Source organism: Bradyrhizobium sp. Kon58, assembly GCF_055807455.1.
Genome location: NZ_JBVVOT010000040.1, coordinates 1 through 25,326, shown reverse-complemented (window position 1 = coordinate 25,326; position 25,326 = coordinate 1). Strand labels below are relative to the sequence as shown.

At 66.2% G+C, this 25,326-nt stretch carries 21 protein-coding genes, 1 tRNA gene and 1 riboswitch; of the genes, 10 read left to right on the top strand and 12 right to left on the bottom strand.

What is annotated here, in order from left to right; translation table 11 throughout:
* Nucleotides 1-11: 11 nt before the first annotated feature.
* A complete protein-coding gene (locus AC0L20_RS36005) occupies nucleotides 12-608 on the bottom strand; it encodes a DUF2239 family protein (protein ID WP_473295128.1) in 597 nt (198 codons plus the stop codon).
* A 150-nt stretch (nucleotides 609-758) separates the two neighbouring features.
* On the opposite strand from AC0L20_RS36005, the gene AC0L20_RS36000 reads away from it, so the two are divergent.
* Entirely contained in the window at nucleotides 759-1,424 is a 666-nt protein-coding gene (locus AC0L20_RS36000; RefSeq protein WP_085349216.1) for a glutathione S-transferase family protein, read from the top strand.
* A gap of 10 nt (nucleotides 1,425-1,434) precedes the next feature.
* Here the strand turns inward: AC0L20_RS36000 and AC0L20_RS35995 are convergent, their stop codons facing one another.
* Complete coding sequence (locus AC0L20_RS35995) at nucleotides 1,435-2,730, bottom strand: MFS transporter (RefSeq protein WP_473295127.1); 1,296 nt, start codon at nucleotides 2,728-2,730, stop codon at nucleotides 1,435-1,437.
* Between the two features lie 112 nt (nucleotides 2,731-2,842).
* Nucleotides 2,843-4,594 (bottom strand): gamma-glutamyltransferase, encoded by a 1,752-nt coding sequence (gene ggt / locus AC0L20_RS35990; RefSeq protein ID WP_473295126.1) that lies wholly within the window; start codon nucleotides 4,592-4,594, stop codon nucleotides 2,843-2,845.
* A gap of 99 nt (nucleotides 4,595-4,693) precedes the next feature.
* Between ggt and AC0L20_RS35985 the strand changes: the two genes are divergently transcribed.
* A complete protein-coding gene (locus AC0L20_RS35985) occupies nucleotides 4,694-6,079 on the top strand; it encodes an MFS transporter (RefSeq protein ID WP_473295125.1) in 1,386 nt (461 codons plus the stop codon).
* Between the two features lie 139 nt (nucleotides 6,080-6,218).
* On the opposite strand, the gene purH is transcribed toward AC0L20_RS35985, so the two are convergent.
* From purH to AC0L20_RS35970, 3 genes are all read right to left on the bottom strand, one after another.
* Nucleotides 6,219-7,811, bottom strand: a complete 1,593-nt coding sequence (gene purH / locus AC0L20_RS35980; protein ID WP_473295124.1) for a bifunctional phosphoribosylaminoimidazolecarboxamide formyltransferase/IMP cyclohydrolase — start codon at nucleotides 7,809-7,811, stop codon at nucleotides 6,219-6,221.
* A gap of 25 nt (nucleotides 7,812-7,836) precedes the next feature.
* Nucleotides 7,837-7,918, bottom strand: a riboswitch (ZMP/ZTP riboswitch).
* Between the two features lie 59 nt (nucleotides 7,919-7,977).
* The gene (locus tag AC0L20_RS35975; RefSeq protein ID WP_247285459.1) at nucleotides 7,978-9,696 is read right to left on the bottom strand and encodes a heparinase II/III family protein; all 1,719 of its coding nucleotides are present in this window, start codon (nucleotides 9,694-9,696) and stop codon (nucleotides 7,978-7,980) included.
* Nucleotides 9,697-9,852: 156 nt separating this feature from the next.
* Complete coding sequence (locus tag AC0L20_RS35970; protein WP_473295123.1) at nucleotides 9,853-11,199, bottom strand: RsmB/NOP family class I SAM-dependent RNA methyltransferase; 1,347 nt, start codon at nucleotides 11,197-11,199, stop codon at nucleotides 9,853-9,855.
* A 187-nt stretch (nucleotides 11,200-11,386) separates the two neighbouring features.
* Here AC0L20_RS35970 and AC0L20_RS35965 point away from each other — a divergent pair, with 187 nt between their 5' ends.
* A complete protein-coding gene (locus AC0L20_RS35965; protein ID WP_027566297.1) occupies nucleotides 11,387-11,596 on the top strand; it encodes a DUF1674 domain-containing protein in 210 nt (69 codons plus the stop codon).
* Between the two features lie 57 nt (nucleotides 11,597-11,653).
* Complete coding sequence (locus tag AC0L20_RS35960; protein WP_473295122.1) at nucleotides 11,654-12,244, top strand: thermonuclease family protein; 591 nt, start codon at nucleotides 11,654-11,656, stop codon at nucleotides 12,242-12,244.
* 55 nt (nucleotides 12,245-12,299) lie between these two features.
* Here AC0L20_RS35960 and AC0L20_RS35955 read toward each other — a convergent pair whose 3' ends face one another.
* Nucleotides 12,300-12,815 carry a L,D-transpeptidase gene (locus AC0L20_RS35955; protein WP_473295121.1) on the bottom strand — a complete coding sequence of 172 codons (516 nt, stop codon included), beginning with the start codon at nucleotides 12,813-12,815 and terminating at the stop codon, nucleotides 12,300-12,302.
* A 449-nt stretch (nucleotides 12,816-13,264) separates the two neighbouring features.
* Nucleotides 13,265-15,211, bottom strand: coding sequence for an acetate--CoA ligase (acs, locus tag AC0L20_RS35950; RefSeq protein WP_456766879.1), 1,947 nt, complete (start codon nucleotides 15,209-15,211; stop codon nucleotides 13,265-13,267).
* Nucleotides 15,212-15,602: 391 nt separating this feature from the next.
* Between acs and AC0L20_RS35945 the strand changes: the two genes are divergently transcribed.
* A complete protein-coding gene (locus tag AC0L20_RS35945; protein ID WP_456766878.1) occupies nucleotides 15,603-16,772 on the top strand; it encodes a DNA topoisomerase IB in 1,170 nt (389 codons plus the stop codon).
* A 13-nt stretch (nucleotides 16,773-16,785) separates the two neighbouring features.
* On the opposite strand, the gene AC0L20_RS35940 is transcribed toward AC0L20_RS35945, so the two are convergent.
* Nucleotides 16,786-17,241, bottom strand: coding sequence for an SRPBCC family protein (locus tag AC0L20_RS35940; protein ID WP_456766877.1), 456 nt, complete (start codon nucleotides 17,239-17,241; stop codon nucleotides 16,786-16,788).
* 101 nt (nucleotides 17,242-17,342) lie between these two features.
* Between AC0L20_RS35940 and AC0L20_RS35935 the strand changes: the two genes are divergently transcribed.
* Complete coding sequence (locus AC0L20_RS35935; RefSeq protein WP_473295120.1) at nucleotides 17,343-18,437, top strand: adenylate/guanylate cyclase domain-containing protein; 1,095 nt, start codon at nucleotides 17,343-17,345, stop codon at nucleotides 18,435-18,437.
* 81 nt (nucleotides 18,438-18,518) lie between these two features.
* On the opposite strand, the gene AC0L20_RS35930 is transcribed toward AC0L20_RS35935, so the two are convergent.
* Genes AC0L20_RS35930 through tsaD form a run of 3 tightly spaced genes read right to left on the bottom strand, consistent with a single transcriptional unit; the run spans nucleotide 18,519 to nucleotide 20,991 of the window.
* Nucleotides 18,519-18,932: an EVE domain-containing protein gene (locus AC0L20_RS35930; protein WP_456766876.1), complete on the bottom strand. Its 414-nt coding sequence runs from the start codon at nucleotides 18,930-18,932 to the stop codon at nucleotides 18,519-18,521.
* Nucleotides 18,933-18,934: 2 nt separating this feature from the next.
* Nucleotides 18,935-19,915 (bottom strand): NAD(P)H-dependent glycerol-3-phosphate dehydrogenase, encoded by a 981-nt coding sequence (locus AC0L20_RS35925; protein ID WP_473295119.1) that lies wholly within the window; start codon nucleotides 19,913-19,915, stop codon nucleotides 18,935-18,937.
* A 2-nt stretch (nucleotides 19,916-19,917) separates the two neighbouring features.
* A complete protein-coding gene (tsaD, locus tag AC0L20_RS35920; RefSeq protein WP_473295118.1) occupies nucleotides 19,918-20,991 on the bottom strand; it encodes a tRNA (adenosine(37)-N6)-threonylcarbamoyltransferase complex transferase subunit TsaD in 1,074 nt (357 codons plus the stop codon).
* Nucleotides 20,992-21,155: 164 nt separating this feature from the next.
* On the opposite strand from tsaD, the gene AC0L20_RS35915 reads away from it, so the two are divergent.
* The 4 genes from AC0L20_RS35915 (at nucleotide 21,156) to AC0L20_RS35900 (ending at nucleotide 25,240) form a co-directional block, all read left to right on the top strand.
* Nucleotides 21,156-21,902 carry a uroporphyrinogen-III synthase gene (locus tag AC0L20_RS35915; protein WP_473295117.1) on the top strand — a complete coding sequence of 249 codons (747 nt, stop codon included), beginning with the start codon at nucleotides 21,156-21,158 and terminating at the stop codon, nucleotides 21,900-21,902.
* A gap of 69 nt (nucleotides 21,903-21,971) precedes the next feature.
* Nucleotides 21,972-23,228, top strand: a complete 1,257-nt coding sequence (locus AC0L20_RS35910) for a COG4223 family protein (protein WP_473295116.1) — start codon at nucleotides 21,972-21,974, stop codon at nucleotides 23,226-23,228.
* A gap of 36 nt (nucleotides 23,229-23,264) precedes the next feature.
* Nucleotides 23,265-25,064 carry a heme biosynthesis HemY N-terminal domain-containing protein gene (locus AC0L20_RS35905; protein WP_473295115.1) on the top strand — a complete coding sequence of 600 codons (1,800 nt, stop codon included), beginning with the start codon at nucleotides 23,265-23,267 and terminating at the stop codon, nucleotides 25,062-25,064.
* A 100-nt stretch (nucleotides 25,065-25,164) separates the two neighbouring features.
* A tRNA-Thr gene (locus AC0L20_RS35900) sits at nucleotides 25,165-25,240 on the top strand.
* Nucleotides 25,241-25,326 lie beyond the last annotated feature (86 nt).

The window sequence follows — 25,326 nt, the reverse complement described above, 5'->3', positions numbered from 1 at the left end:
AAGGCGCGCGCCTAAGCGCGGTCGCTATAGGCGAGCTTGACGATGTGGTCGCGGATGTCGGCGGGCCAGTCTGCGATCAGTCCGGTGAAACGCCGCCGGTCATCCGCAAACAACGCGCGCGATGCTTCCTCGAACTGCGGCAGATTGCCGGCCATGGTCGACATGAAGTGGTAGGCCGCATCGCGCGCCTGCCGCTCGCGGTCCTTGTCGCCGCTGGCGCGCCGCGCCTCTTCGACAAGTTTCCGCAGCGCGACCGAGGCGCCGCCTGGCTGCGCGCTGAGCCACTCCCAGTGCCGTGGCAGCAGCGTCACCTCGCGCGCGACCACGCCGAGCTTCGGCCGGCCGCGGCCGCGCGGTTCGCTCGGCGACGGGGTCTCCTCAACCGGGGGCGGCACAAGCTTCGCCAGCCGCGCCAGCACCTCGCGGTCCCCGCCGCGCAGATCGAAGTCGATCGACCGGCCCGTGGCGTCCTCGAAGATGACGATGGGCTGGTCCGGCCGCTCCGCCATCCGCTTGATGACCAGCGCGACCTCTCCGGCCGGCCCGGAGACCAGACGGCGATGCCCTTGGAAAGCGGTGAAAATCTTCTGCATTGGAATCATTGCCATATTGGTCACGGTGGCGACTTTAATACCCGGGTGAATTACAAAGGTCAATATACCCGGATGAAAATACCCGACCGGATGGCTCGACATTGCGTTCCCGGGCTGGCACGAACGCGCGGCCGATCGACCATGCCTAGCCCCGGGGACCACGCGATGCTGACCGTTCATCACCTCAACAATTCCCGCTCGCAGCGCGTGCTGTGGCTGCTCGAGGAGTTGGGCGTGCCCTACGAGATCGTGCGCTATCAGCGCCAGCCGGACATGCGCGCGCCGAAGGAGCTCCGCGCCATCCATCCGCTCGGCAAGTCGCCCGTCATCACCGACAACGGCAACACCATCGCCGAGTCAGGCGCGATCATCGAATATCTCATCGCCACCTACGGCAACGGCCGGCTGGTCCCGCCGCCGAACACGCCGGAGCGGCTGCGCTTCACCTATTGGCTGCACTATGCGGAAGGCTCGGCGATGCAGCCGCTGCTGCTCAAGCTGCTGTTCACGCTGATGCCGAAGCGCGCGCCGGCGTTGCTCCGCCCGCTGGTGCGCAAGGTCTCGAACCAGGCGCTGACTGCGCTGGTCAATCCGCAGCTCAAGCAGCACATGGATTATTGGGAAGGCGAGCTTGGCAAGACCGAGTGGTTCGCCGGCAACGAGTTCACCGCCGCCGACATCCAGATGAGCTTTCCGCTCGAAGCAGCCCAGGCGCGCGGCGGGCTTGAGCTCGGCCATCCCAAGGCGATGGCGTTCCTGGAGCGCATTCATGCGCGGCCAGCATACAGCCGCGCCCTCGAAAAGGGCGGGCCGTATCAGGTCGGACGATAGCTAGCCTGCATCAGTCCGCGTGCAGCACGCGCCCGCGCGTCTCCGGCAGCGCGAAGGCGGCGATGAAGAACAGCGCGTAAGCCGCCACCGCGAAGATCGCGATCGCATTCGCAAGCGACGTCGTCGCCGACAGCGCTCCGACCAGGAACGGAAACAGCGCGCCGATGCCGCGGCCGAAATTGTAGCAGAACCCCTGGCCAGAGCCGCGCAGCCGCGTCGGATAAAGCTCGGTCAGGAATGCGCCGACGCCGGAGAAATAGCCCGAGGCGAAAAAGCCGAGCGGGAAGCCGAGCACCCACAGGATTTCGTTGGTGAGCGGCAGCTGCGTGTAGAGCAGCACAACCGCCATCGCGCCGATCGAGAAGGTCAGGAACAGATTGCGCCGTCCGATCCGGTCGGCGAGCCAGGCGCCGGTGAGATAGCCGATGAAGGAGCCGATGATCAGCGTCGAGAGATAGCCGGTCGAGCCGACGATCGACAGATGCCGCTCCTTGGTCAAGAACTGTGGCACCCAGAAGGTGACGGCGTAGTAGCCGCCCTGGCAGCCCGTCGCCATCAGCGACGCCAGAATCGTGGTCTTCAGGATCGGGCCCGAGAAAATTTCCCAGAGCGCCGGACGATTGCCGCTCGCGGCCTGTTTGGCGCGGGCCTCAGCCGCGATCTCCGGCTCGGTCACGGAGCGGCGGATGTAGAACACCAGCAGCGCGGGCAGCGCGCCGATCACGAACATCCAGCGCCACGCCGTCTCCGCCGGCAAAGCCGAGAACAGGATCGCCTGCGACAGCACTGCAAGGCCCCAGCCGACGGCCCAGCCCGACTGCACCGAGCCGACCGCACGCCCGCGATATTGCGGCCGGATCGCTTCGCCCATCAGCACGGCGCCCGCCGCCCACTCCCCGCCGAAGCCGAGGCCCAGCACCGCGCGTGCGATCAGGAGCTGTTCGAAATTCTGCACGACCGCGCAGACCAGTGAGAACAACGAGAACCAGATGATGGTGATCTGGAGCGTTCTGACCCGGCCGATATGATCGGAGAGATAGCCGCCGAGCCAGCCGCCGATGGCGGAGGCCAGCAGCGTCACGGTGCCAGCGAGCCCGGCCGATCCCGCATCGACCTTCCACAGCGCGATGATGGTGCCGATCACCAGCGGATAGATCATGAAGTCCATGCCGTCCAGCGCCCAGCCCGCGGCGCAGGCCCAGAACGTCCGCCGTTCCGGCGCGTTCATGTCGCGATAGAAGGCAAGAAGGCTGGTGTCCTCGATCTCGGCGCGTTCGATGCGCTGGTTCGGATCAACTGTGGTCATGTGCGTTTCCCGACCGTGTTTTCTTTGGCAGTTTCTTCTGGCCTCGCGGTGGTAGCACGCGCGGCGGCGCGCGCAAGCCGGCCGCCGGCCTTCGCGCCATGCAAGGACAGAGTTACTGCCCCGCTGCTTCCGCACCTCGGCTACGCGGATCAGGCGCGCCGAGCGGACCGTTGGCGGTCACCGCGATCGAATTCGCCGATGTCTGTCCCATCGGCGCGACGATGAGATGATCCATCGCCTTCAGCTCGAGCAGCACATGATCGGGGAAGCCGCTTTCGACCCGGACCTCGTCGGGCAACCATTGGTGATGCAGCCGCGGTGCGGCCACGGCTGCCGCGACGTCCATCTTGTAATCGAGGACGTTGACGATCACCTGGAGCACGGTCGAGATGATGCGGCTGCCGCCGGGCGAGCCCGTCACCAGCACCGGCTTGCCGTCCTTCAGGACGATGGTCGGCGACATCGAGGACAGCGGCCGCTTGCCCGGCCCGGGCAAATTGGCCTCGTAGCCGACAAGGCCGTAGGCATTGGAAGCGCCAACCGCCGCTGTGAAATCGTCAAGCTCGTTGTTGAGCAGCACGCCGGTGCCGTCGGCAACAAGGCCGAGGCCGTAGCTGAAGTTCAGCGTATAGGTGTTGCTGACGGCGTTGCCGCTGCCGTCGACGACGGAAAAATGCGTGGTGTTGCTGCCTTCATGCGGTGAGGTCGCGGTGGAAACGAGCTGTTTCGACGGCGTGGCGCGATCGGCGGAGATGGTTGCCCGCAGCTTCGCGGCGTAGTCTTTGGCGGTGAGCGTCCCAATCGGCGCGTTGACGAAGGCGGGATCGCCGAGATAGCGCGCCCGGTCCGCATAAGCGCGCTTCATGGCCTCGATCAGCAGATGCAGCGAAGCCGGCGATCCCTGTTTCAGATCGGCGAGCTGAAAACCTTCGAGAATATTGAGCGTCTCCACCAGCACCACGCCGCCCGACGACGGCAACGGCATCGACACGATGTCATAGCCGCGATAAGTGCCGCGCACCGGCGCACGGATCACCGCCTGATAGGATTTCAAATCGGCCGGCGTCATGATGCCGCCCGCGTCAGCCACGGCCTTGGCGAGTTTTTCCGCGACCGGCCCCTCATAGAAACCGCGCGGGCCCTGTGCGGCGACAGCCGACAGCGTTTCGGCGAGATCGCCCTGCACCAGCCGGTCGCCTTCACTGAGCGGCGTGCCATCGGGCCGCGAGAAGATCCTGGCCGAGGAGGGCCAGCGCACCAGCCGCTTGTGCCAGCCCGGCAGCGTGTCGGCAATGTCGTCGCCGACGAGGAAGCCATCGCGGGCAAGCGCGATCGCGGGCTCGAGCAGTTGCGCCAGCGTGAACCGGCCCGAGCCATATTTTTCCAGGGCCAGTGCAAGACCCGCGACAGTGCCGGGCACGCCGACACCGAGCGCGGAATCCCGCGACTTCGCCGCGTCGGGTTTGCCGTCGGCGCCGAGGAAAATCTGCGGCGTGGTCGCAGCCGGCGCGGTCTCGCGATAATCGATCGTGATGTCTTCGTTGCGCTCAGTGGAATGAATCACCATGAAGCCGCCGCCGCCGATATTGCCGGCGCGTGGATAGGTCACGGCCATCGCAAAGCCGGTCGCGACCGCGGCATCGACGGCATTGCCACCGCGCCGCAGGATGTCGGAGCCGACCTGCGCGGAGATTTTCTCCTGCGCCACCACCATGCCGTGCTCGGCGGGAACGGCATGCACCGTGTCGAGCGCCGGCGGCACATAGGCCCGCCGCGCATCCTGCGCGGTCGCGGCCGGAAGTCCGAACGCCAGAGTGGCAAGGAAGGCGAAAAATGTCCGCCGTGTCGAAAAAGACGACATCATCAAACGTCCGCAATGGCCATGGGCAGTTCACATGCAGCGCTGCAATGCTATACGGTTTGCCCCGACACAGGCAAAACTGTTCGTGATGAGGATTATGGAGTGACGACGATCGCCCCGGATGCGCGCATCGCCGGCGCGCAGCGGACCTATCCGCCGCGTAGCGCCGTCGTCAGCTGGATCTTCTTCGACTGGGCCGCGCAGCCTTATTTCACGCTGATCACGACCTTCGTGTTCGCGCCCTATTTCGCCACCGGCATTGCGCCGAATCCCGCCGCCGGGCAATCGCTGTGGGGCTTTGCGATGGCTGCCGCGGGCCTCGCGATCGCGTTGATGTCACCGGTGCTGGGGGCTATCGCCGATGCTTCGGGCCGCAGGAAGCCATGGATCGCCGGATTCGGCGCAGTGCTGGTGCTGGCATCCTGCACGCTCTGGATCGGCAAGCCCGGCGATCCCTCGATCATTCCGCCGCTGCTCACCGCGGTCGCGCTCGCCAGCGTCGGCGCGGAATTCGCCACTCTCTTCAACAATGCGATGATGCCGACGCTGGTGCCGCCGGAGCGCATCGGGCGGCTTTCCGGCACCGGCTGGGCGACGGGTTATGTCGGCGGCATCGTCAGCCTGATCATCGTGCTCGGCCTGCTCGCAGCCAATCCCGAGACCGGCCGCACGTTGCTCGGTCTCACACCTCTGTTCGGGCTCGATCCGGTCAGCCATCAGGGCGATCGCGCCGCCGGACCGTTGACCGGGCTTTGGTTCATCATTTTCGTGACGCCGATGTTCCTGTTCACGCCGGATTATCCGGCGAAGCGCCCGGTGCGCGAGGCGCTGCACGAAGGCTTGTCGGAGCTGAAGCAATCGATCAAGGGGTTGCCGCAGCAGAAATCGCTCGCGGCGTTTCTGCTTGCCAACATGATCTACACCGACGGCCTGGTGTCGCTGTTTGCCTTCGGCGGCATCTATGCTGCCGGCACGTTCGGTTGGCACACGATCCAGATCGGCACCTTTGGCATCATGCTCGCGATCGCCGGCGCGTTTGGCGCGTGGTTTGGCGGCAAGCTGGACGATCGCTTCGGGCCGAAGCGCGTGATCGCCGGCAGCATGCTGATCCTGCTGCTGGCGCTGGCGGCGATCCTGCTGGTCGACAAGGATTCGATCTTCTTCATCAAGGTCGCGCCGCCCGCGCCCGGTGGCGGATTGTTCGCCGCTGCGTCAGAGCGCGCTTATCTGGTGCTGGGCTGCCTGATCGGTGCAGCCGGCGGTCCGCTGCAAGCTGCCTCACGCACGCTCCTGATCCGTCTCGCACCGAAGGACCGCATCGCGCAGTATTTCGGTCTGTTCGCACTGACGGGGAAAGTGACGTCCTTCATCGGCCCGCTGCTGATCGGCGTGATCACCGCGGTGACGGCGAGCCAGAAGGCCGGCATGGCCGTGCTGGTGGTGTTCTTCGTCGCGGGGCTGGCGCTGTTGATGCGGGTGCGGGAGTAGCCGCACTACCGCGATCCATTCCCGTCATTGCGAGGAGCGAAGCGACGAAGCAATCCAGGTTTTCTCCGCGGAAAGATTCTGGATTGCTTCGCTGCGCTCGCAATGACGAATTCGATGGAATCGCCCGTACACCAATCCATCAATGCCTGAAGTGCCGCGTGCCCGTGAACACCATGGCGATGCCGTGCTCGTCGGCGGCCTTGATGACCTCTTCGTCGCGCATGGAGCCGCCGGGCTGCACCACGGCGGTGGCGCCGGCCTCGATGCAGGCGAGCATGCCGTCGGCGAACGGGAAGAACGCATCCGACGCCACCACCGAGCCCTTGGTGAGCGGTTCGGCGAGCTTCAGCTCGGCGGCCGCATCCTGAGCCTTGCGTGCCGCGATGCGCGCTGAATCGACCCGGCTCATCTGGCCGGCGCCGATGCCGACGGTGGCGAGATCCTTGGCATAGATGATGGTGTTGGACTTGACGTGTTTTGCGACACGGAAAGCAAACTTCAGGTCGCGCATCTCGGCATCCGTTGGCGCACGCTTGGTCACGACCTTGAAGGTCATGTCGTCGACCACGGCGTTGTCGCGGCTCTGCACGAGGAGACCGCCCGCCACCGTCTTGGCGGTGAGGCCGGGCGCGCGCGGATCGGGCAGGCTGCCGGCGAGCAGAAGCCGAAGGTTCTTGCGCGCGCCGATGATGGCGATCGCTTCCTCGCTTGCGTCCGGCGCGATGATCACCTCGGTGAAGATTTTCGTGATCTCGCGCGCGGTATCGGCATCGAGCGCGCGGTTCATCGCGATGATGCCGCCGAAGGCCGAGGTGGAATCGCAGGCCAGCGCCTTGCGATAGGCGCTGACGAGGTCGGCGCCCTCCGCGACGCCGCAGGGATTGGCATGCTTGACGATGACGCAGGCCGCGGTGCGCTTGGCGTCGAACTCGCCGATGCATTCATAGGCGGCATCGGTGTCGTTGATGTTGTTGTAGGAGAGCTCCTTGCCCTGGAGCTGCCGCGCGGTCGAGACGCCCGGCCGCTTGTCGGGGGTCGCATAGAACGCCGCGGTCTGGTGCGGATTCTCGCCATAACGCAGCGACTGGATCAGCCGGCCGCCGAAGGCGCGGAAATCGGGCGCGTCGATCTCGAGCTGGCGGTTGAACCAGTTCGAGATCGCGGCGTCATAGGCGGCAGTGCGTGCGTAAGCCTTGGCGGCAAGGCGCCGACGCAACTTCAGCGTGGTCGCACCTTTGTTGGCGGCGAGCTCGTCGAGCACGGCCTGATAGTCCTGCGCCTCGACCACGACGGCGACGTCGTCATGGTTCTTCGCGGCGGCGCGGATCATCGCGGGGCCGCCGATATCGATGTTCTCGATGCAATCCTCGAAGCCCGCGCCTTTGTCGACGGTCGCCTCGAACGGATAGAGATTGACGACGAGCAGATCGATCGGCGCGATGCCATGCGCCGTCATCGCGTCCGCATGGTCCTTGTTGTCGCGGATCGCGAGCAGGCCGCCATGCACCTTCGGATGCAGCGTCTTGACGCGGCCATCCATCATTTCCGGGAAGCCGGTCAGTTCGGAGACGTCCTTCACCTCGAGGCCGGCCGCGGCGATCGCCTTCGCGGTGCCGCCGGTCGAGACCAGCTCGACATCGTGCGCGGCAAGCGCCTTCGCGAAGTCGATCAGGCCGGTCTTGTCGGAAACGGAGAGAAGGGCGCGAGTGACGCGGCGGGGATGGTCAGTCATGAGCAAGATCCTCTGTCTGAAGGAGTGTCTATGCCCAGGCGCGCGGCTTCTCAGTCTCGCGCTTCCCGATGGTGCTCCATCCAAGGTCGCCAGTCGCGCGAGCGAGGGCTCGATAGCAGTTTTCGGTCGCTTTCACAACGTTCAGATCGGGCCGAATCACATGCGTCTACAGCGGAAGTTCCGGCTCCCGCCGCGCATTTCTGCGGGCATTCGTGATCGCCGGCGAGGCGGTGGAGCGGACAAAACTCCAGCGGATCGAGGGTGCCTGCCGCGCATCCTGGCGGATCACGATCTGCGCGGTGCGGCGCGGGCCGTCGTTGCCGGCCAGGGATACGCTGTCCTCCAGCTCGACCTTGTCGTCGAGCGCCTCGAAGGTCCAGACGTCGCGGTTCGGCAGCACCAGCATGACGCCGCGGGCATCGGACAGCCGGCTCGCCTTCACCGCCGGGTGCAGATGGAATCGCAGCGCGAAATCGGCATCCGGACCCTTGAAGCGTCCGCCTTGCGGCGGTGACAGCGTGTCCTCGCCGTCGATGCGTGCGCCGTCATTGGCGATCATCAGCACGCGGCGGTGGATCGCGCCGAATTTTGTCAGGTAACCGTCATGCGACGTCGTCAGCAGCGTGCCGTTCTGCACGATTTCGCGATAGCTCTCGACCTCGACGGGGCCGCTGGTGACCGGAGCACCGTGCAAGAGCCGCTTCATCGCCGACATCTCCACGAACTGGCATGACGAGGTGTCGTGATAGGTCAGCGTCGAATGCGCCGCCGTGCCGCGTGCGAACGGCCGCCAATTGTCGCGGCCCGTGGTCGGCATGCCGCAATTGGTGACGATGCGGCTGATGCCGGAGGATAGTTCGAACGACAGGCAGCCGGCATGGGCGTCGTGGCTGACGCCGGCCGCCGGCGGCGGGCCGGTGTCGATGATCAGCGTGGTCTGGCCGGCATCGAGGCGCTGGAAACCGGTATGCGGCATGTTCGACATCGGCGCGCCGTGGGTGTCGTCATAGGCAAGCAGCGTCGCGAGCAGGTCAGAGGGCGTCGCGCTCATGCCGTTGAACAGCGCGAAATTGCCGTCGCCGTGGCGGAAGAAGCGGAGCATCGGCATCATGCGGTCGATCGCGTTGAGCAGCGCGGGCGGCGGCGCGATGTTGCGCGCGGCAAAGGTCTGCCGCAACGGCAACAGGTCGATCAAGAGCTCGATCAGCGCGCCCGGGTTGCGCGAGACATGCCCGCCGTCGGGCAGGATCTGCCGCTGCAATTCATCCGAGAGCTTTTTCGAGGTGCTGCGGATGTGACTTGCCTGGTTGGCGAGGCACAGCGCCGCATAGCACAGCGCGATCAGCACCTGGAGCTTCGGCACTCCGTCGGGAATGTTGACCATGGTGTAGCGCAGCAAGCGGATCTCGCGCGCCAGCGCGCGCAGATAGCGGCGGTAGAATTTGTTGTCGGTATCGTTGAGCACCAGCGGCGCCTGCGACAGCAGGGAGATCACGCGTCGCGCCAGCACGTCGGCGCGTCGCGCGACGGGACGGCGCTTGCTGGCAGGGTTGCCGATCCAGTCCTCGATCAGCGAGCGCGCATTGGCGCGCGTCAGCGCGGTGTCGGCGGCGCGCAAATGGCGCAGCCAGCCGAAGCCGAGCAGCGCAACCTCCCAATCCTCCGACGGCGGCTCAAGATCGAAGATCGAGCGGCCGTGGCAATTGACGATCTTGCCGGCGAAGACGAAGCGGCCGGCATAGATCTCGGCGGCGCGGGTCGCATCCGCGGTGCGCAGATCATGCGGCGCGATGATCAACCGGTCGGCGCGGCCGGGCCAGACCCGTGACAGGGCAACGGAACCGCCGCTCGCGCGCGCGAGCATGTTCCGCGCGAAGCGGTTCATCACCAGCGTCGAGATACGTCTGCGTTGAGCGACCGACACGCCTTGCCTTGATGGGGGAGAGGATTCCGACGAATCCTTATTAATCCCAAAATCGGACGGCCGACACCACCTTGAACGACGCGAATCAGCGCCGTGGTTGCAAAATCCAGTGCAAAATCAGGATTTAACGAGCCGGGCCGCGAAAAATCCGTCGAGCCCGCCGAGCTTGGGATCAGCGTTCGGCAGATGGCTGGGCAGGGTGCGCAAATCGCCCTCGGCGGTGATGATCTCGCTGAGTCCCGACACCTCGGACGCATCGATCGGAACCCGGCGAAGCCCAGGCTCTGCGGTCAGCAGCGCGGCGACCGCATGCTCGCCCTCTTCGGGTTCCAGCGAGCAGGTACAGTAGACCAGGGTTCCACCGGGCTTGAGCAGCGAGACCGATTTTTGCAGCAGCCGCCGCTGGAGCGCGGTCATTGCGGCGATGTCGGATTCCTGCCGAAGCCAGGATACGTCGGGATGGCGGCGGATCGTGCCGGTCGAGGTGCAGGGCGCATCGATGAGGATGCCGTCGAAGCCATCGGCAGGGCCGGCCCATTCCGCGGCGTCGGCGACGACGGTCTCGGCCTGGAGCGACAACCGCGTCAGATTCTCGCGCAGCCGCGCCACCCTGGCGGGCGAACGGTCGATGGCGGTGACATGGGCGCCAGCCTGCGCCAGCTGCGCGGTCTTGCCGCCGGGAGCGGCGCAGAGATCGGCGATGGATTTGCCCGTGATGTCGCCGAACAGCCGGGCCGGCAACGCAGCGGCGGCGTCCTGCACCCACCATTGTCCTTCGGCGAAGCCGGGAAGCATGGTCACCGCGCCGTGCAGCACCGTACGCACCGATCCGGTCGGCAGCACTTCGCCATGGAGCCGGCTCGCCCATTGCGCGGCGTCCGACTTCACGGTCAGATCCAGCGAAGGATCGTGGCTGAGCGCGAGCGCCATGTCTCTTGCGACCGTCTCGCCGTAATGCGCGCTCCAGCGCGCGACCATCCAGGGCGGCAGGTCCAGCGACTGCGCCGCAACCTCGTCCACCAGCGCCTTACCCTCGCGGGCGCAGCGGCGCAGCACGGCGTTGACGAGGCCGGCATAGCGTGCGGCGCGCCGGTCGGATTGCACGAGGCGAACGGAGAGATCGACGGCTGCGTGATCGGGCACGTCCATCCAGAGGATCTGGGCGGCGCCGATCAACAGCGCGCTCTGCGCGCGCGGCGCGTCGGAGGGAATGCCCTTGTCGAGCAGGCGGGACAGCACATGGCCGAGCGTGCCGAGCCGGCGCAGCACGGTGGCGACCAGGCGGCGCATCAGCGCGCGGTCGCGGTCGGGGAGCGTCTTCAGTCCGGGATGGGCGCCGCTGCCGTCGAGCTGCTCGTCAAGCGTGCGGTGCTTTTGCAGCACGCCATCGACGATGTCGGCGGCAATCCGCCGCGCCGCGAGACCGGGCACTTCGGATGGAGGAGCGAAACGTTGAGAAGGCATGCGGAAACAAGGTTCTGAGCGAGCGGCAGTTCGCCGTAATGGGCGCATGCCTTGAGAAGGCGATCTCTGGCACGCGAATATGCCAAATGTAAGAATCGCTTCCGGGTTTTTCAGCCCTCCGGACCCGATTTCAGGAATGCGTTATTGGGCGTCGCGTCGCGGGACGTCACGCGCTAGAAAGCCGACGATGAGTGACCAGCCTTCCGTTCCCGACCGCAAGCAGCTCACGCCGGCCGCCCAGCGTGCGCTGGCCGAGGCCGAAGCGCGCCGGCAGGCTGCGGCAGTCCGAGCCAAAAATGACGCCCAGGCGGCGCCAAAGGAGTTGCAGGGGCCAAAAGGACCCGAGCCGACCCGCTATGGCGATTGGGAGCGCAAGGGCATCGCTTCCGACTTCTGAAGCTTGCCTTGCGAGGCTCGCTTGCCGGACTGCCCGACTCAGCCCTAGCGTGCGCGGATGTCGCGCTTCGATCCAAGCCATCCGTATCGGCCTTCGTACAGCGGCTCGCCGTTTGGTCGCCGGTTCTCAGGCCTGTTGCCGTGGATGTTCGTGGTCGGAATCGTGGTGGCCGTGGTGTTCACGTTTCGGCACGGGATGAACTGGCCCTTCCCTCGTGCGACTGACGGTCAATCGCGGGACGCCGAAATTGTGCTCCAGCAAGGCCGCCATCCCGATGCTCGCCAGCCCGTCGACGTCATCCGCACGATCGACGGCGACACGTTTCTCGCGCGCGTGCATCAGCAGGGCGGCCGCGATCTCGTCGCGCGCGTTCGCCTGCGCGGCATCGATGCACCTGAGATGAAAGCCTCCTGCCAGGAGGAACTGGACAAGGCCGAAGCCGCGGCCCGCGCATTGCGCGATCTGCTCGGGCAGGGTGGCGTGACGATTACCAATCTCGGACCCGACAAATACGGACGCGTTCTCGCTGACGTCGCGACCAAACGCACGGCCAATGTCTCGGCGGCGTTGCTCGCCGGCGGCTATGCGCGGAGCTACAATGGCGGCCATCGCGACGGCTGGTGCGCGCGGAGCTGGCGCTTCTGGTAGCAAAAAAGCCGCGTCGAAAGACGCGGCTCTTGCCGTCTCGCCTTGATGCCGGCGATCAGCGCGTCACGACCACCGTCGTGCCGACCGAGACGCGGCCGTAGAGATCGGTGATGTCGTCGTTGAGCATGCGGATGCAGCCATACGAGACGAAGCCGCCGATCGAGCCCGGCACGTTGGTGCCGTGGATGGCATATTCACCGCCGGACAGCGTCATCGCCGCGACGCCCATTGGATTGCGCGGCGACCCGCCCGGGATGACGTCCGGGATGCTCGGCTTGTCGCGCTTCACCTCGGCAGGCGGTGACCAGGCCGGATTGCGGTACTTGCCATCGATGCGGGTGGTGCCGGCCCACTGCTTGCCGGACTTGCCGACGCCGACCGGGTAGCGCACGGCGTGGCCGTTATCGAGGACGAGATAGAGCCGACGCTCGTTGGTTTTGACAACGATGGTGCCCGGCGAATAGTCGGCCAGGTGGGTCCCCACCATTTCCGGCCGCGCCTGCGCCGCCGTCGACATCATCACCCCAGCCCCGACGGTGGCGGCCAGCGCCACAGCAATCCTCATCGACATCGATTTTCCCCTTGCCCCGAACGGACCGTCCAAAATTACGCAAAACCGGCAATCGCTGGCTCGCAAGTCCTTGTTGCAAGTCCTTGTCAGGGGACATTCTTAACCGCGCTTGTTAACCGGATGGTTTCCACGCACGGCCGCCAAGGGCCAGCCAGCAGGGGGAACAAAGGAAATGTTCGAAACAAAGTAAATGACCTGAAAACAACACTCGCCCGGAAAGATGCCCGGCCGCCGGGGCGCGCCCTGACAAATGCGTGAGGGTATGAACGGCTGTTGTTCGGGGGAGCGCTAACGCGGGGATGGGTCTCGTGTCCCGGACACGGCGAAGCGCGAAGCGGTGCGACGCAGAGCCGGACCCAGAAAGCCACAGAGTCTGCTGTTGCATGCGCCCCGGCTCTGCAGCGCACCGCTAAAGAGCGCTGCGCTGCGTCCGGGGCACGAGACCTGGCTCAGACTGACTTCTTGTTCTGCCGGTTCTTGACGAGGTCGTCGACCACGCCGGGATCGGCCAGGGTCGAGGTGTCGCCCAGGCTGCCCGGCTCGTCCTCGGCGATCTTGCGCAGGATGCGGCGCATGATCTTGCCGGAGCGGGTTTTTGGCAGACCCGGTGCGAACTGAATCTGGTCAGGCGAAGCGATTGGGCCGATCTCCTTGCGTACCCAGGTGACGAGCTCCTTGCGCAGATCCTCGGTTGGCTCGATGCCGGCCATCAGGGTCACATAGGCGTAGATGCCCTGGCCCTTGATGTCGTGCGGGAAGCCGACCACGGCGGCCTCGGACACCTTCTCATGCGCGACCAGCGCGCTTTCGACTTCGGCGGTACCCATGCGGTGGCCGGAGACGTTGATGACGTCGTCGACGCGGCCGGTGATCCAGTAATAACCGTCCGCATCGCGCCGGCAGCCGTCGCCGGTGAAATACTTGCCCTTGTAGGTCGAGAAATAAGTCTGCTCGAAGCGGGCGTGGTCGCCATAGACCGTGCGCATCTGGCCCGGCCATGACCGCGTCAGGCACAGATTGCCCGATGTCTCGCCGTCCAGCACGTTGCCGTCGGCGTCGACGATCTCAGGCACCACGCCGAAGAACGGCTGCGTCGCCGAGCCCGGCTTGAGCTTCGTGGCGCCGGGCAGCGGCGTGATCAAAATGCCGCCGGTCTCGGTCTGCCACCAGGTGTCGACGATCGGGCAACGGTCGTCGCCGACGACGCGGTGATACCACTCCCAGGCTTCCGGATTGATCGGCTCGCCGACCGAGCCGAGCAGGCGCAGGCTGGCGCGCGAGGTCTTCTTCACGGGCGCGTCGCCGCTCTGCATCAGCGCGCGGATCGCGGTCGGCGCGGTGTAGAAGATGTTGACCTTGTGCTTGTCGATGACGTTCCAGAATCGCGAATTATCCGGGTAATTCGGCACGCCTTCGAACATCAGCGTGGTCGCGCCGTTGGCGAGCGGTCCGTACAGAATGTAGCTGTGGCCGGTGACCCAGCCGACGTCGGCGGTGCACCAGTAGATGTCGCCGTCATGATAGTCGAAGACGTATTGATGCGTCATCGCGGCGAACACGAGATAGCCGGCGGAGGTGTGCAGCACGCCCTTGGGTTGGCCGGTCGAGCCCGAGGTGTAGAGGATGAACAGCGGATCCTCGGCGTGCATGTGCTCGACCGGGCATTCCGTCGTCACCATCTTGGCGGCGTCGTGGTACCAGAGGTCGCGCGAGGGATTCATTTCGACCGCGCCGCCGGTGCGCTTGACCACGACGACCCAGTCGACGCCGTCTGCCTTGGCGAGTGCCGCGTCGACATTGGCCTTCAGCGGCACCTTCTTGCCGCCGCGCAGGCCCTCATCCGCGGTGATGATCACCTTGGACTGGCAGTCGTTGATGCGCTGGGCGAGGCTGTCGGGCGAGAAGCCGGCGAACACCACGGAGTGAATCGCGCCGATCCGCGCGCAGGCCAGCATCGCGTAGGCCGCCTCCGGAATCATCGGCAGGTAGATGGTGACACGGTCGCCCTTCTTGACGTTCCGGGTGCGCAGGATGTTGGCCATCCGGCAGACCTCGTCATGCAGCTCCTTGTAGGTGATGTGCCGGGATTGGGAGGGGTCATCGCCTTCCCAGATGATCGCGGTCTGGTTGGCGCGGCTGTGGAGATGCCGGTCGATGCAATTATGGGCGACGTTGAGAACGCCGTCCTCGAACCATTTGATCGAGATGTTGCCGGGCGCGAAGGAGACGTTCTCGATCTTGGTCGGAGCGTGCATCCAGTCGATGCGCTTGGCCTGCTCGGCCCAGAAGGCGTTCGGGTCCGATATCGAGCGGGCGTACATGTCCTTGTACTTGGCCTGGTCGACCCAGGCGCGCTTCGCCCATTCTGCGGGGACGTCGTAGATCTTCTCGGACATGTTTCCCTCCACATACGGCAAGCCGAGCACAGGCCAGCCGACTTGATCGTTGAACCGATTATGCGTCGGGCTAACCGGACCCGACAAGGTGCACAAGCTGGACCTTCGGCGAGCAGCCGGCCATGCGGAGGATCAAGCCGCTTCGTGCGACTGTCGCAGTTTTGAAACAGGGCGACGGGGGCTTTCGGGTCTTTACCGGGATCCTCGGAATGGGCCGGCGCAGAGCGCCATGCTCCCGGCAGCGGCATTTAGAAACCGCCCTCACTGATTCGGGACTCGCAATGCGGTTCGGAACACCCTAAATGGCCAACCCGGGCCCAACGAGACCCCTTGGAACAAAAATCAGAACAGCGGCATTGACCGATAACAAACAGGGCTAAGGCATAAGACTATGATGGATCAGCAGAATCTCGGGACTTTGCGGCCCGCTTCAGCCGATCCTGCTGCCATTGCACTGGCCAAAGCCCTCGGACAATGGCCGAAACCGGCCGGTTCCGGCCGTCCCAGCCCGAAAAAAGCGTTCGACACGGCGCCTGCGGCGACGGTCGAGGCCCTCGCCAAGGAACTGGGCCTGCGGCTCGGCGACCAGAACGAGCTGACCATTCGCCGCATCAGGCGCGGCAAGGGCTATTCCTTCGTGCGGCCCAACGGGGTCCACATCCGCGATGCCCGCACCATTCGGCGGCTGCATTCGATGGCGGTGCCGCCGGCCTATCGCGAGGTGCGCTACTCTGCCGATCCGAGCACGCATCTCCAGGCGGTGGGACGCGATGCCGCGGGCCGGCTGCAATATCGCTATCACGCCGATTGGGAGAAGGTCCGCGAGCAACGCAAGGCGCATCGCCTGGAAAAGCTCGTCGGCGCGCTGCCCAAGATCCGGCGCAAGGTCTCGGCGTTCCTGTCGGGCGACGAGCCGACCCGCGAGTTCGCGCTCTCGGCCGTGATCGAATTGATCGCGCGCACCGCGATCCGCCCCGGCAACGAATCCTATGCCCGTCTCAACGGCACCCGCGGGGCCACCACGCTGCTGAAGTCCAACGTCTCGCTGGAAGACGACAGCTTCGTGCTGACCTTCAAGGCGAAGGGCGGCAAGGCGGTGCGCAAAGAGTGCGACGCGGCCAAGCTCGTGCGCGCCATCGGGATTTTGCAGGGCGTTCCGGGCAAGCGCATGTTCCAGTATCGCGATGCCTACGGCATCGTGCGCGCCGTCAGCACCACGCAGGTGAATGCGTTTCTGCGCGAGATCGCCGGCATCAAGATCTCGCTGAAGGATTTCCGCACGCTGATGGCCTCAGCCGTGGTCGTGGAATCGCTGTCGCGGATCACGCCGGCGACCAGCCAGCGCGGCCGCAAGAAGCAGGTGCTGGAGGCGATCCGCGGCGCGGCCGACCAGCTCTCCAACACGCCGGCGATCTGCCGCAAGAGCTATGTTCACGACACCATCGTCACCGCGTTCGAGGACGGCATCCTCGAACGCTTCGCCGCGACCATGAAGGGCCAGCGCTCGCAGGCCAGGCGGGAGCAGCTTTTGCAGCAGGTGGTGGCGACCGCGGCGGTCTGATCCGCTCCCGTCGCTACGTCTTGTTGGAAACGCCGTTGTCGGGACCGGGATCGCTGCCCGCGGCTGCCGCCGTGAGCCGTCCCAGATAATGCGCCCATCCCGTCGCGTGTGCGGCAGCCTGTTCCTCGGTCGGCAGCCCGCTATGGGTCATGCGCAGCAATGTGCCGCCGTCGCGTTCGATCAGGTCGATCTCGATCAGGCTCGAGCCGGGCGGCACTTCCTGGCCGCCCTCCCATCCAAACGTGTAGGCGAGACGATGCACCGGCACGACTTCGCGGAACGCGCCGCGGGCAACGCCGCCGCGGGGGCCGATGCCTTTGAGCAGATACAGCCCGCCGGGATGTGGCTCCGTGGTCGCATCGGAACCCATCCAGCTCAAAATCTTCTCGGGGTCGGTCAGGTAAGCGAAAACGGTGGCGCGTGGGGCGGCGATCTGGGTCTCGCGTCGCACTATGAACGGTTCGGTCATCGGCGATCATCCCTGGGCTGACCGTTGGACATGGCGGCGCTCGGGCGGCCCGTCAAGGATTGCCCGTGACAAAGACCGCCTGCGTTCGTCATGATCGGCCCATGCACCTCTCGCCGACGCTCGCCTGGCTTGTCGATGCCGCCGCCGATAGCACCGGGGCCGACCGCCTGCTCGCGGATCTCGGCGCACATCTGGTCGCCGACGGCGTGCCGCTTGCGGCAGGCAGCCTGACGCTCGAGGTGCCACATCCGCTGATCGCGAAGCGGACATGGTTGTGGCGCGCGGAGAACGGCCGGGTGATCGAAGCGCTCGGCTTCGCACCAGGCGGCCTCGCGCCCGACCCGCCCAACGATGCCGGCCGTCGCTGGCTGCGCGACATCGCGGATGGTGAGGTGCACGAAGATGTGGTCGGACGGCCTGACGGGCCGTTGCTCGGCTGGATCGCGCCGCGTCCGTTCACCGCAAACGAGACCGAGCAATTGCGCCAGGCCGCGCGCTTCGCCGCGACGCCCCTTGCGGTGCTTGCCGCGCGTGCAACCTTGCGCGCGACGCTGGATGCTTATCTCGGCAAGCGCAGCGCGGAGCGGGTGCTGGCGGCACCCCTGCGGCGCGATCTCGGCGAGACCATTCAGGCCGCGCTGCTCTATGCGGATCTGCGCAACTTCACGCTCCTGTCGGAAACCACGCCACCTGCCGAGGTCATCGCGGCGCTCGATGCATGGTTCGATCGCATCGCCGGCGCGGTCCACGCCTTCGGCGGCGAGGTGCTGAAATTCATCGGCGACGGCGTGCTCGCGATCTTTCCGGTGGTCGGGGCGTCACCGCGCCAAGCCTGCGATGCAGCTCTGCGTGCCGCGAGCGCAGCCGAAGCCGGGATGGCGTATCTCAACGCGGAGCGTCGTGCCCAGGGTCTGCCGCCGCTCGCGTTTGGCGCGGCGCTGCATCTCGGCGAGATGCTGTGGGGCAATATCGGCGCCGCCAACCGGCTCGATTTCACGGCGATCGGTCCCGCCGTCAATCTCGCCAGCCGGCTCGAAGGATTGTGCAAGCCGCTCGGCAGAACCGTGCTGGTGTCGGGCGCGCTCGCGGCCGAGACTGACATGCCTCTTGTTGCGCTTGGTGAGCATGCGCTGCGCGGCATCGCCGCGCCGTGTGAGGTGTTTGCACTGCCGGAGAAGCAAGCTCCGCTATCGTAGCCCGCATGAGCGTAGCGACATGCGGGATCGCAGCAGTAGTCCCGGATATCGCTTCGCTCATCCGGGCTACAGCGCCTAAGCCTACATCCCGCCCATCTTGCAGACGAGCTTCCATTCCTCGGCCGTCACCGGCTGCACCGAGAGGCGCGAATATTTCACCAGCGCCATGTCGGCGAGCTTCTTCTCGGCCTTGATCGCGGCCATTGTCACCGGAATGTTCAACGGCTTGTCGGCCTTGATGTCGACGCAGACGAATTTTTCCGTCTTGTCGGTCGGATCGAGGTAGGCTTCCTTGATAACTTCCGCGATGCCAACGATCTCCTTGCCCTCGTTGGAATGATAGAAGAACGCCTTGTCGCCCTTCTTCATGGCGACGAGATTCTGGCGCGCGGTGTAATTGCGCACGCCGGTCCAGGCTTCGCCCTTGGCGCCTTTCGCCACCTGCTGGTCCCAGGACCACACCGATGGTTCGGATTTCACCAGCCAGTACGCCATGTTCATTCCTCTGCCTTGAAAGGTCGCGCCATCAGCCCCGAGATCGCGGCGTCGATCGTGCTTCTGCCGGTCAAAATCGACGCGACGGCTTCCGATACCGGCATTTCAACGCTTTGCGAAGCCGCGAGCTCGATCAGGACCGGCGCGGTGAATTCGCCTTCGGCAAGCTTGCCGGCGGGCGGCTGCTCGCTGCGGCCAAGCGCAAGGCCGAGCGCGAAATTGCGCGATTGTGGGCTCGAGCAGGTCAGGATCAGATCGCCGAGGCCAGACAAGCCCGTGAGTGTTTCGCTGCGTGCGCCGAGCGCGCGGCCGAGGCGTGTCAGCTCGGCAAAGGCGCGGGTGGTGAGTGCGGCCTGGGCGGAAGCGCCGAGCTTGCGCCCGACCGCGATGCCGACGGCGATCGCGAGCACGTTCTTGGCGGCGCCGCCGATCTCGACGCCGCGGACATCGGTGGAGTGATAGGGCCGAAACGTCGGCGAGCCCAGCGCCTGCACCAGGTGGTTGGCCAGCGTTTCTTCCCTCGCCGCCAGCGTGACCGCGGTCGGCAGGCCACGCGCGACATCGTCGGCAAAGCTCGGACCCGACAGGATCGCCGGCTGCGCGTGAGGCGCGGCCTCGACGATCACGTCGGTCATGAATTTATGGGTGCCGTGCTCGATGCCCTTGGCGCAGGCAATGATCGGCACCGGTCTAGCCAGATGCGAGGCGAGCATGTTGACAGCACCGCGCAGATGCTGCGCGGGCACTGTGATCAGCAACATATCCGCGCGCGTGGCGAGCGCCAGGTCGCTCGTGACGATGATCTCCGGAGCAAGCCGCACGCCGGCCAGCCGCGGATTGTCGCGGCTCGATGCGATTCGCGTCGCGTGCTCGGGATTGCGCGCCCACAGCGTCACGTTCCGTCCGGCCCGCGCCGCCACCATCGCCAGCGCCGTGCCCCAGGCGCCTGCGCCGATCACCGCGACAGATCGGAACGCTGTCATTGCTAGAATCCCGCGCGTGTCTTGCCGTATCCGGCCGGTGCCGTCGCGTTCGCATCGAGCAGCCAGCGCGCGCGGGGCTGTGCTTCCATCGTGTCGGTCATGCCGAGTGCGAGACGTTCGGCGCCGGCCCAGGCGATCATCGCGCCGTTGTCGGTGCAGAGCGCCGGCGGCGGCATGATCAATTGTGTACCGGCTTTGCTCGCAACCTCATGCAAGGCGCCGCGGATCGCCTGATTGGCGGCAACGCCGCCGGCCGCCACCAGCGCACGTGGCGCACCGAACTGCTCGCGGAAGAGTTTGAGACCGACGCTCAACCGGTCGGCTGTGGAGTCGAGCACGGCAGCCTGAAAGCTCGCGCAGAGATCGCTGACGTCCTGTGGTGTGATCTCGGCCAACCGGCTCGCTTCGTTGCGCACCGCCGTCTTCAATCCCGATAGCGAGAAGTTGGCATCGGGGCGTCCCTGCAGCGGCCGCGGAAACGCAAACCGCGCCGGATCGCCGTTGGCTGCCGCGCGCTCGACCTGCGGCCCGCCCGGATAGGGCAGGCCCAGCATTTTCGCGACCTTGTCGAAGGCCTCGCCGATCGCATCGTCGACGGTGGTGCCGAGCCGCACATACTGGCCAACGCCGGTGACGGCGACGATCTGGGTGTGGCCGCCAGAGGCGAGAAAAAGGCAATAGGGAAATTCGAGTGCGTCAGTCAGGCGCGGTGTCAGCGCATGCGCTTCCAGATGGTTCACCGCGACCAGCGGCGTATCGTGCACCATCGCGATCGCCTTCGCGGTGGTGAGCCCGACGATGACGCCGCCGATCAGTCCCGGGCCCGCGGCGGCCGCGACACCGTCGAGCTGGGCGAAGTCGATGCCGGCCTCAGTCATGGCGCGGTCGATGATGCCGTCGAGCAGGTCGACATGGGCGCGGGCCGCGATCTCCGGTACCACGCCGCCGAAACGGGCATGCTCCTCGACCTGCGACCACACGATATTGGACAGGATCTTGCCGCTGCCGTCAGGCGCACGCTCGATCACCGCCGCGGCGGTCTCGTCGCAGGTGGTTTCGATGCCCAGTACCAGCATTGGCGAATTGTTATCCAATTTGCGCCCTTCTCACCCCCCTTGCGCTGATCCGCAAAGCAGAGTTCTGGTACGTCCGGTAGCATTCCGGGGTCGGCCAACGCAATCGTCACGCGCGGCCGTCCCTCGTGAAAGCGCCACCGCCACGTGGTTCGGGAACACAAGCGATGTCCATTCTTGTCACACGGCCGCATCCCGACAATGAGGCGACATCGGAAAACCTGCGTGCACGGGGGCATGGGGTGCTGCTCGCGCCGGTGCTCAAGTTCGAGCCGGTCGCCTTCCATGACGAGAGTGAAACGAACTACAGCGCCGTCATTGTCACATCGGCCAATGCGATCCGTGCCGTCGCGCCGCAATTGCAGGAACTTGGTCTCCTAGAGCTGCCGCTGTTTGCCGTCGGCGAGCACACGGCCGCCGCCGCGCGCGATGCCGGCTTTGCCGAGGTGATCGTCGCCGGCGGCGACGCCGCGGGCCTGCGCGACAAGGTGATGCAGAGCGCGCGCGACAAGCGGCTGAAGAAAAAGGGCACGTTGCTCTATCTCGCGGGCGCGGATCTGTCGCGCGACCTCGGTGGCGAGCTGAGCGCCGAAGGCTTCAACGTCGTCACGCAGACGACCTATCGCATGGCGCCGGTCAAGCTGTTGCCGCGCGATGTCTGTGAGGGCTTTGCCGCCCATGGGATCGAGGCGGTGCTGCATTACTCCCGGCGCAGCGCGCGGGCTTTCCTGGAGGCCGCGCGGGGCGAAGGCGTCGAAATCTCGGCTCTGGCGATCCCGCAATGCTGCCTGTCCGAGACGGTCGCGGGCGTGCTGCGCGAGGCGGGTGCCTCGCAGGTTCTGGTGGCGGCGACGCCGGACGAAAATGCCTTATTTGACACCTTGGAGCGTGCTTTGCGCACCCGTTTGGCGTAAGAGGTCGGGCCGAATCCGACGCAATCGGATCCGTTCGTTCAGGGCATGTAAGTGTGAGGAACCGTCACGATGGCCGACGACAAGCCTGAAGACGCAGGATTGGCTCCCGAGTCCGGCCGCGCCAAGCGCATCCCGCCCACCATCGACCTCCAGGCAACCGAGGTCTCGACCCAGCCGCAGGAGGTGGCGGGCGGGCCTGAGGCAGCGACCGAACAGGCCGCGCATGAGCAAGCCAAATCCGAAGGGGGCAAGTCTCAGGAGGAAAAGTCTCAAGAGGCAAAGTCCGAAGAAGCTCATGCCGAGCCGCAGCCCGAGCCTGCCGAGGAAGAATCTTCCGTTGCGTCCGCGTCGGTATCGCCGTCGATTTCACCCTGGGTTATCGCTCCGTTCTCCGGCGCCGTGGCAGCCGCCATTGTGATCGCGGTCGGCTGGATGCTGGGATGGCCTGCGGTGCAGGCGCCGCCCGCTGCTCCGCAAGTGACGGGCGCAGCCGTCGAGGCGCTGAGCGGACGCGTTGCTGCAGTCGAAGCCAAGGCGGGCAAGCCTGCCGCCGATCCGGCCATAATGGCGCGGATCGATGCGCTGGAGAAATCCGCAACGAGCCTGCGCAGCGAGATCGCCAATCTGCGCGCGCAGTCCGACCAGGCCGCGAGCACCCTGAACGACGCGAAACCGGCGCCGTCTGCTGCCGCGCCAGATCTTGCCGCTCTCAACGACCGCCTCGCGCAGCTCGAGCGTGCCAGCAAGACCGAACGTGCGGAACTCGCGCAGCAAAGCGAGAAGATCGCGGACGCCAAGGCGATGGACGACAAGCCGCTGCGCCATGTGGTGGCGGCAGCCCTGCTCGACGTCGCCGTTCGCCACGGCGATGCTTACGTATCGCAGCTCGCCGCCGCGCGGTCGCTGGCAGCAAAGCCGGATATGCTGAAGCCGCTCGACACTTTTGCTTCGTCAGGCATTCCGACGCCGGTCGCGCTCAGTCGCGAGCTCCTCAACATCGTGCCGAAATTGTCGCCGCCAGCGGAAGCTCCGGCCAGCGGCACCGGCATCGTCGAGCGTCTTCAGGCGGGGGCGTCGAAACTCGTCCGCATCGAGCGTACCGACGGGGTCGGCAACGATCGCGGCGCCATCGTCGCGCGGGTGACGGCGGCTGCGCTGCGCAACGATTTCGCCGAGGCACGGCGCGAGTTGAAGACGCTGCCCGAGGCCGATCGTGCACCGGCACAAGCCTGGCTCGACAAGGCCGATGCCCGTGACGCCGCGCTCGCCGCCTCACGCAAATTCGCCGATGCCGCCATGGCGGATCTCGTCAAGCCTGGTCAATAAAGGTTCGCGCAACAATCAGCGCGTATAGGGATCGTCATGCTTCGCATCGTCCTCTTCCTCGTCCTGATCGCGCTGGCGGCGGCCGGCGCGGCCTGGGTTGCCGATCAGCCCGGCGACCTCGTCCTGACCGCGGGCAGTTTCCGCGCCACGACGACGCTTCCCAGATTCGTGTTCTTGCTTGGCCTCTTTGCCGCGGCAGTCGTGCTGGTCTGGAGTCTGCTGACAATGGCCTGGCGCGCTCCGGGGCGTCTGCGCCGCCGCCGTCACGAAAAGCGTCATGCGCGCGGCCGCCACGCCATCACCCACGGCCTGCTTGCGATCGGCCATGGCGACACCGCGCTTGCCCGTCGCCACGCCGATACCGCGCGGCGGCTGGCCGCAAACGATCCGCTCGCGCTTCTCTTGCATGCGCAATCGGCGCAGCTCGAGGGCAATCGCGACGAGGCCCAGCGCGTCTTCCGTGCCATGGCCGAGCGCGAGGACACGCGCCTGCTCGGCCTGCGTGGCCTGTTCATCGAGGCGCAGCGCGCCGACGATGCGGTCGGTGCGGTGATGATCGCCGAGGAAGCGATCAAGCTGTCGCCGTCCTCGACCTGGGCCTCGCATGCGGTGCTCGGCTTCCGCTGCGCGCGCGGCGACTGGAGCGGCGCGCTCGCGATCCTCGATTCGAATCTGTCCGCGGGCCTGATCGACAAGCAGGCCTATCGCCGCCAGCGCGGCGTGCTGCTCGCCGCCCGCGCGCTGGAATTGGAAACGATGGACCGCGACGTCGCGCGCGAGAGCGTGATGCAGGCGGTCAAGCTCGCGCCGACCCTGGTCCCGGCCGCGGTGCTTGCTGCAAAATTCGAGAGCGAGGCGCATCAGGTGCGCCGCGCCATGAAGCTGGTGGAAACCGCCTGGCTCGCCAATCCGCATCCTGATCTCGCGGATGCCTATGCGCATGTGAAGCTCGGCGATTCCGCGCGGCAGCGTTTGCAGCGGGTCGAGACGCTCGCGGCCAAGATTCCTGCCGACAAGGCTGGTTATGTCGAGGGCCAGCTGGCGATCGCGCGCGCCGCGATCGATGCGTCCGAGTTCGCCCGTGCGCGCGCGGTGCTGGCGCCTTACGTCAACGATCCGACCCAGCGCGTCGCGCTGCTGATGGCCGAGATCGAGCGCACCGAGCATGGTGACGGCGGCCGGGCCCGCGCCTGGACCTTGCGCGCGGTGCGCGCCCGCCATGATCCGGCCTGGACCGCGGACGGTTATGTCAGCGACCGCTGGCGTCCGGTCTCCCCGGTCACCGGCCGGCTCGACGCGTTCCAGTGGCAGACGCCGGTCGCTAGTCTTCCGTCCGACAGGGGCGCGATGATCGAATCCTCAGCCTTCGAGGAAGCCATGCTGGCGGCTCCGCCGCCGAAGCGGGTGACGGCGGCCCCGAGCGAAGGCCCGGCGGAACCGGTTGTCACGGCGCCGGATCCTGCGCCTGCCGCGCAGGACAATTCGCCGCCCCTCGAGGCCCAGGAAATCTTAGAGGAAACCGTCAAGGAGACCGCCAAAGAAACCGTCAAGGAAGAGCCGGTCGTCACGCCCGCCGAGCCGGTCAAACCGGCCCCTGAGATCGTCGAATCGTCGCCGGCGGCGGCAACGCCGGTGTTCCGGACCCGCGCCGACCTCGGCAAGCCCACACCAGCACCTATTCCCGCCGTCATCCCGATCGTCCGCGCCCCTGACGATCCAGGGATCGACGACGAGGGTCCGAGCGATGAATTTACGGAACAAATCGGCACGCCCAGGGACCACGCAAAGGCCCAGGCCGGCGGCTGGCGCGGATTCTGGTCTCGCTGGGGCGGGTGAGCGGCATTTCCAAGCCGGCGCCACCTTGCCAATTCGGGCCATGCCCGATATCAGGAGCGCGCGTAACGGGACCGGCCTCGCGCGGGCCCCGGCAAGGTTCGCCGCAATAGCTCAGTTGGTAGAGCACGTCATTCGTAATGACGGGGTCGGGGGTTCGAATCCCTCTTGCGGCACCAGCGCCCCAGTGTCCGGCCCGAAGACATGGGTAACGGAACGTACCTAAGACATAGGTGACAGCCTCGTGCCGAACGGGTTGTCGAGA

Bases quoted from the DNA above. Each gene is read 5' to 3' on its own strand.
- AC0L20_RS35930 (WP_456766876.1), bottom strand. From the start codon at position 18,932: ATGGCGTACTGGCTGGTGAAATCCGAACCATCGGTGTGGTCCTGGGAC.
- AC0L20_RS35945 (WP_456766878.1), top strand. From the start codon at position 15,603: ATGATGGATCAGCAGAATCTCGGGACTTTGCGGCCCGCTTCAGCCGAT.
- acs (WP_456766879.1), bottom strand. From the start codon at position 15,211: ATGTCCGAGAAGATCTACGACGTCCCCGCAGAATGGGCGAAGCGCGCC.
- AC0L20_RS35975 (WP_247285459.1), bottom strand. From the start codon at position 9,696: ATGAACCGCTTCGCGCGGAACATGCTCGCGCGCGCGAGCGGCGGTTCC.
- AC0L20_RS35935 (WP_473295120.1), top strand. From the start codon at position 17,343: ATGCACCTCTCGCCGACGCTCGCCTGGCTTGTCGATGCCGCCGCCGAT.
- AC0L20_RS35915 (WP_473295117.1), top strand. From the start codon at position 21,156: ATGTCCATTCTTGTCACACGGCCGCATCCCGACAATGAGGCGACATCG.
- purH (WP_473295124.1), bottom strand. From the start codon at position 7,811: ATGACTGACCATCCCCGCCGCGTCACTCGCGCCCTTCTCTCCGTTTCC.
- AC0L20_RS36005 (WP_473295128.1), bottom strand. From the start codon at position 608: ATGGCAATGATTCCAATGCAGAAGATTTTCACCGCTTTCCAAGGGCAT.
- AC0L20_RS35940 (WP_456766877.1), bottom strand. From the start codon at position 17,241: ATGACCGAACCGTTCATAGTGCGACGCGAGACCCAGATCGCCGCCCCA.
- AC0L20_RS35960 (WP_473295122.1), top strand. From the start codon at position 11,654: ATGTCGCGCTTCGATCCAAGCCATCCGTATCGGCCTTCGTACAGCGGC.
- AC0L20_RS35905 (WP_473295115.1), top strand. From the start codon at position 23,265: ATGCTTCGCATCGTCCTCTTCCTCGTCCTGATCGCGCTGGCGGCGGCC.
- AC0L20_RS35925 (WP_473295119.1), bottom strand. From the start codon at position 19,915: ATGACAGCGTTCCGATCTGTCGCGGTGATCGGCGCAGGCGCCTGGGGC.
- AC0L20_RS35955 (WP_473295121.1), bottom strand. From the start codon at position 12,815: ATGTCGATGAGGATTGCTGTGGCGCTGGCCGCCACCGTCGGGGCTGGG.
- AC0L20_RS35965 (WP_027566297.1), top strand. From the start codon at position 11,387: ATGAGTGACCAGCCTTCCGTTCCCGACCGCAAGCAGCTCACGCCGGCC.
- AC0L20_RS35970 (WP_473295123.1), bottom strand. From the start codon at position 11,199: ATGCCTTCTCAACGTTTCGCTCCTCCATCCGAAGTGCCCGGTCTCGCG.
- AC0L20_RS35995 (WP_473295127.1), bottom strand. From the start codon at position 2,730: ATGACCACAGTTGATCCGAACCAGCGCATCGAACGCGCCGAGATCGAG.
- AC0L20_RS35910 (WP_473295116.1), top strand. From the start codon at position 21,972: ATGGCCGACGACAAGCCTGAAGACGCAGGATTGGCTCCCGAGTCCGGC.
- tsaD (WP_473295118.1), bottom strand. From the start codon at position 20,991: ATGCTGGTACTGGGCATCGAAACCACCTGCGACGAGACCGCCGCGGCG.
- AC0L20_RS36000 (WP_085349216.1), top strand. From the start codon at position 759: ATGCTGACCGTTCATCACCTCAACAATTCCCGCTCGCAGCGCGTGCTG.
- ggt (WP_473295126.1), bottom strand. From the start codon at position 4,594: ATGATGTCGTCTTTTTCGACACGGCGGACATTTTTCGCCTTCCTTGCC.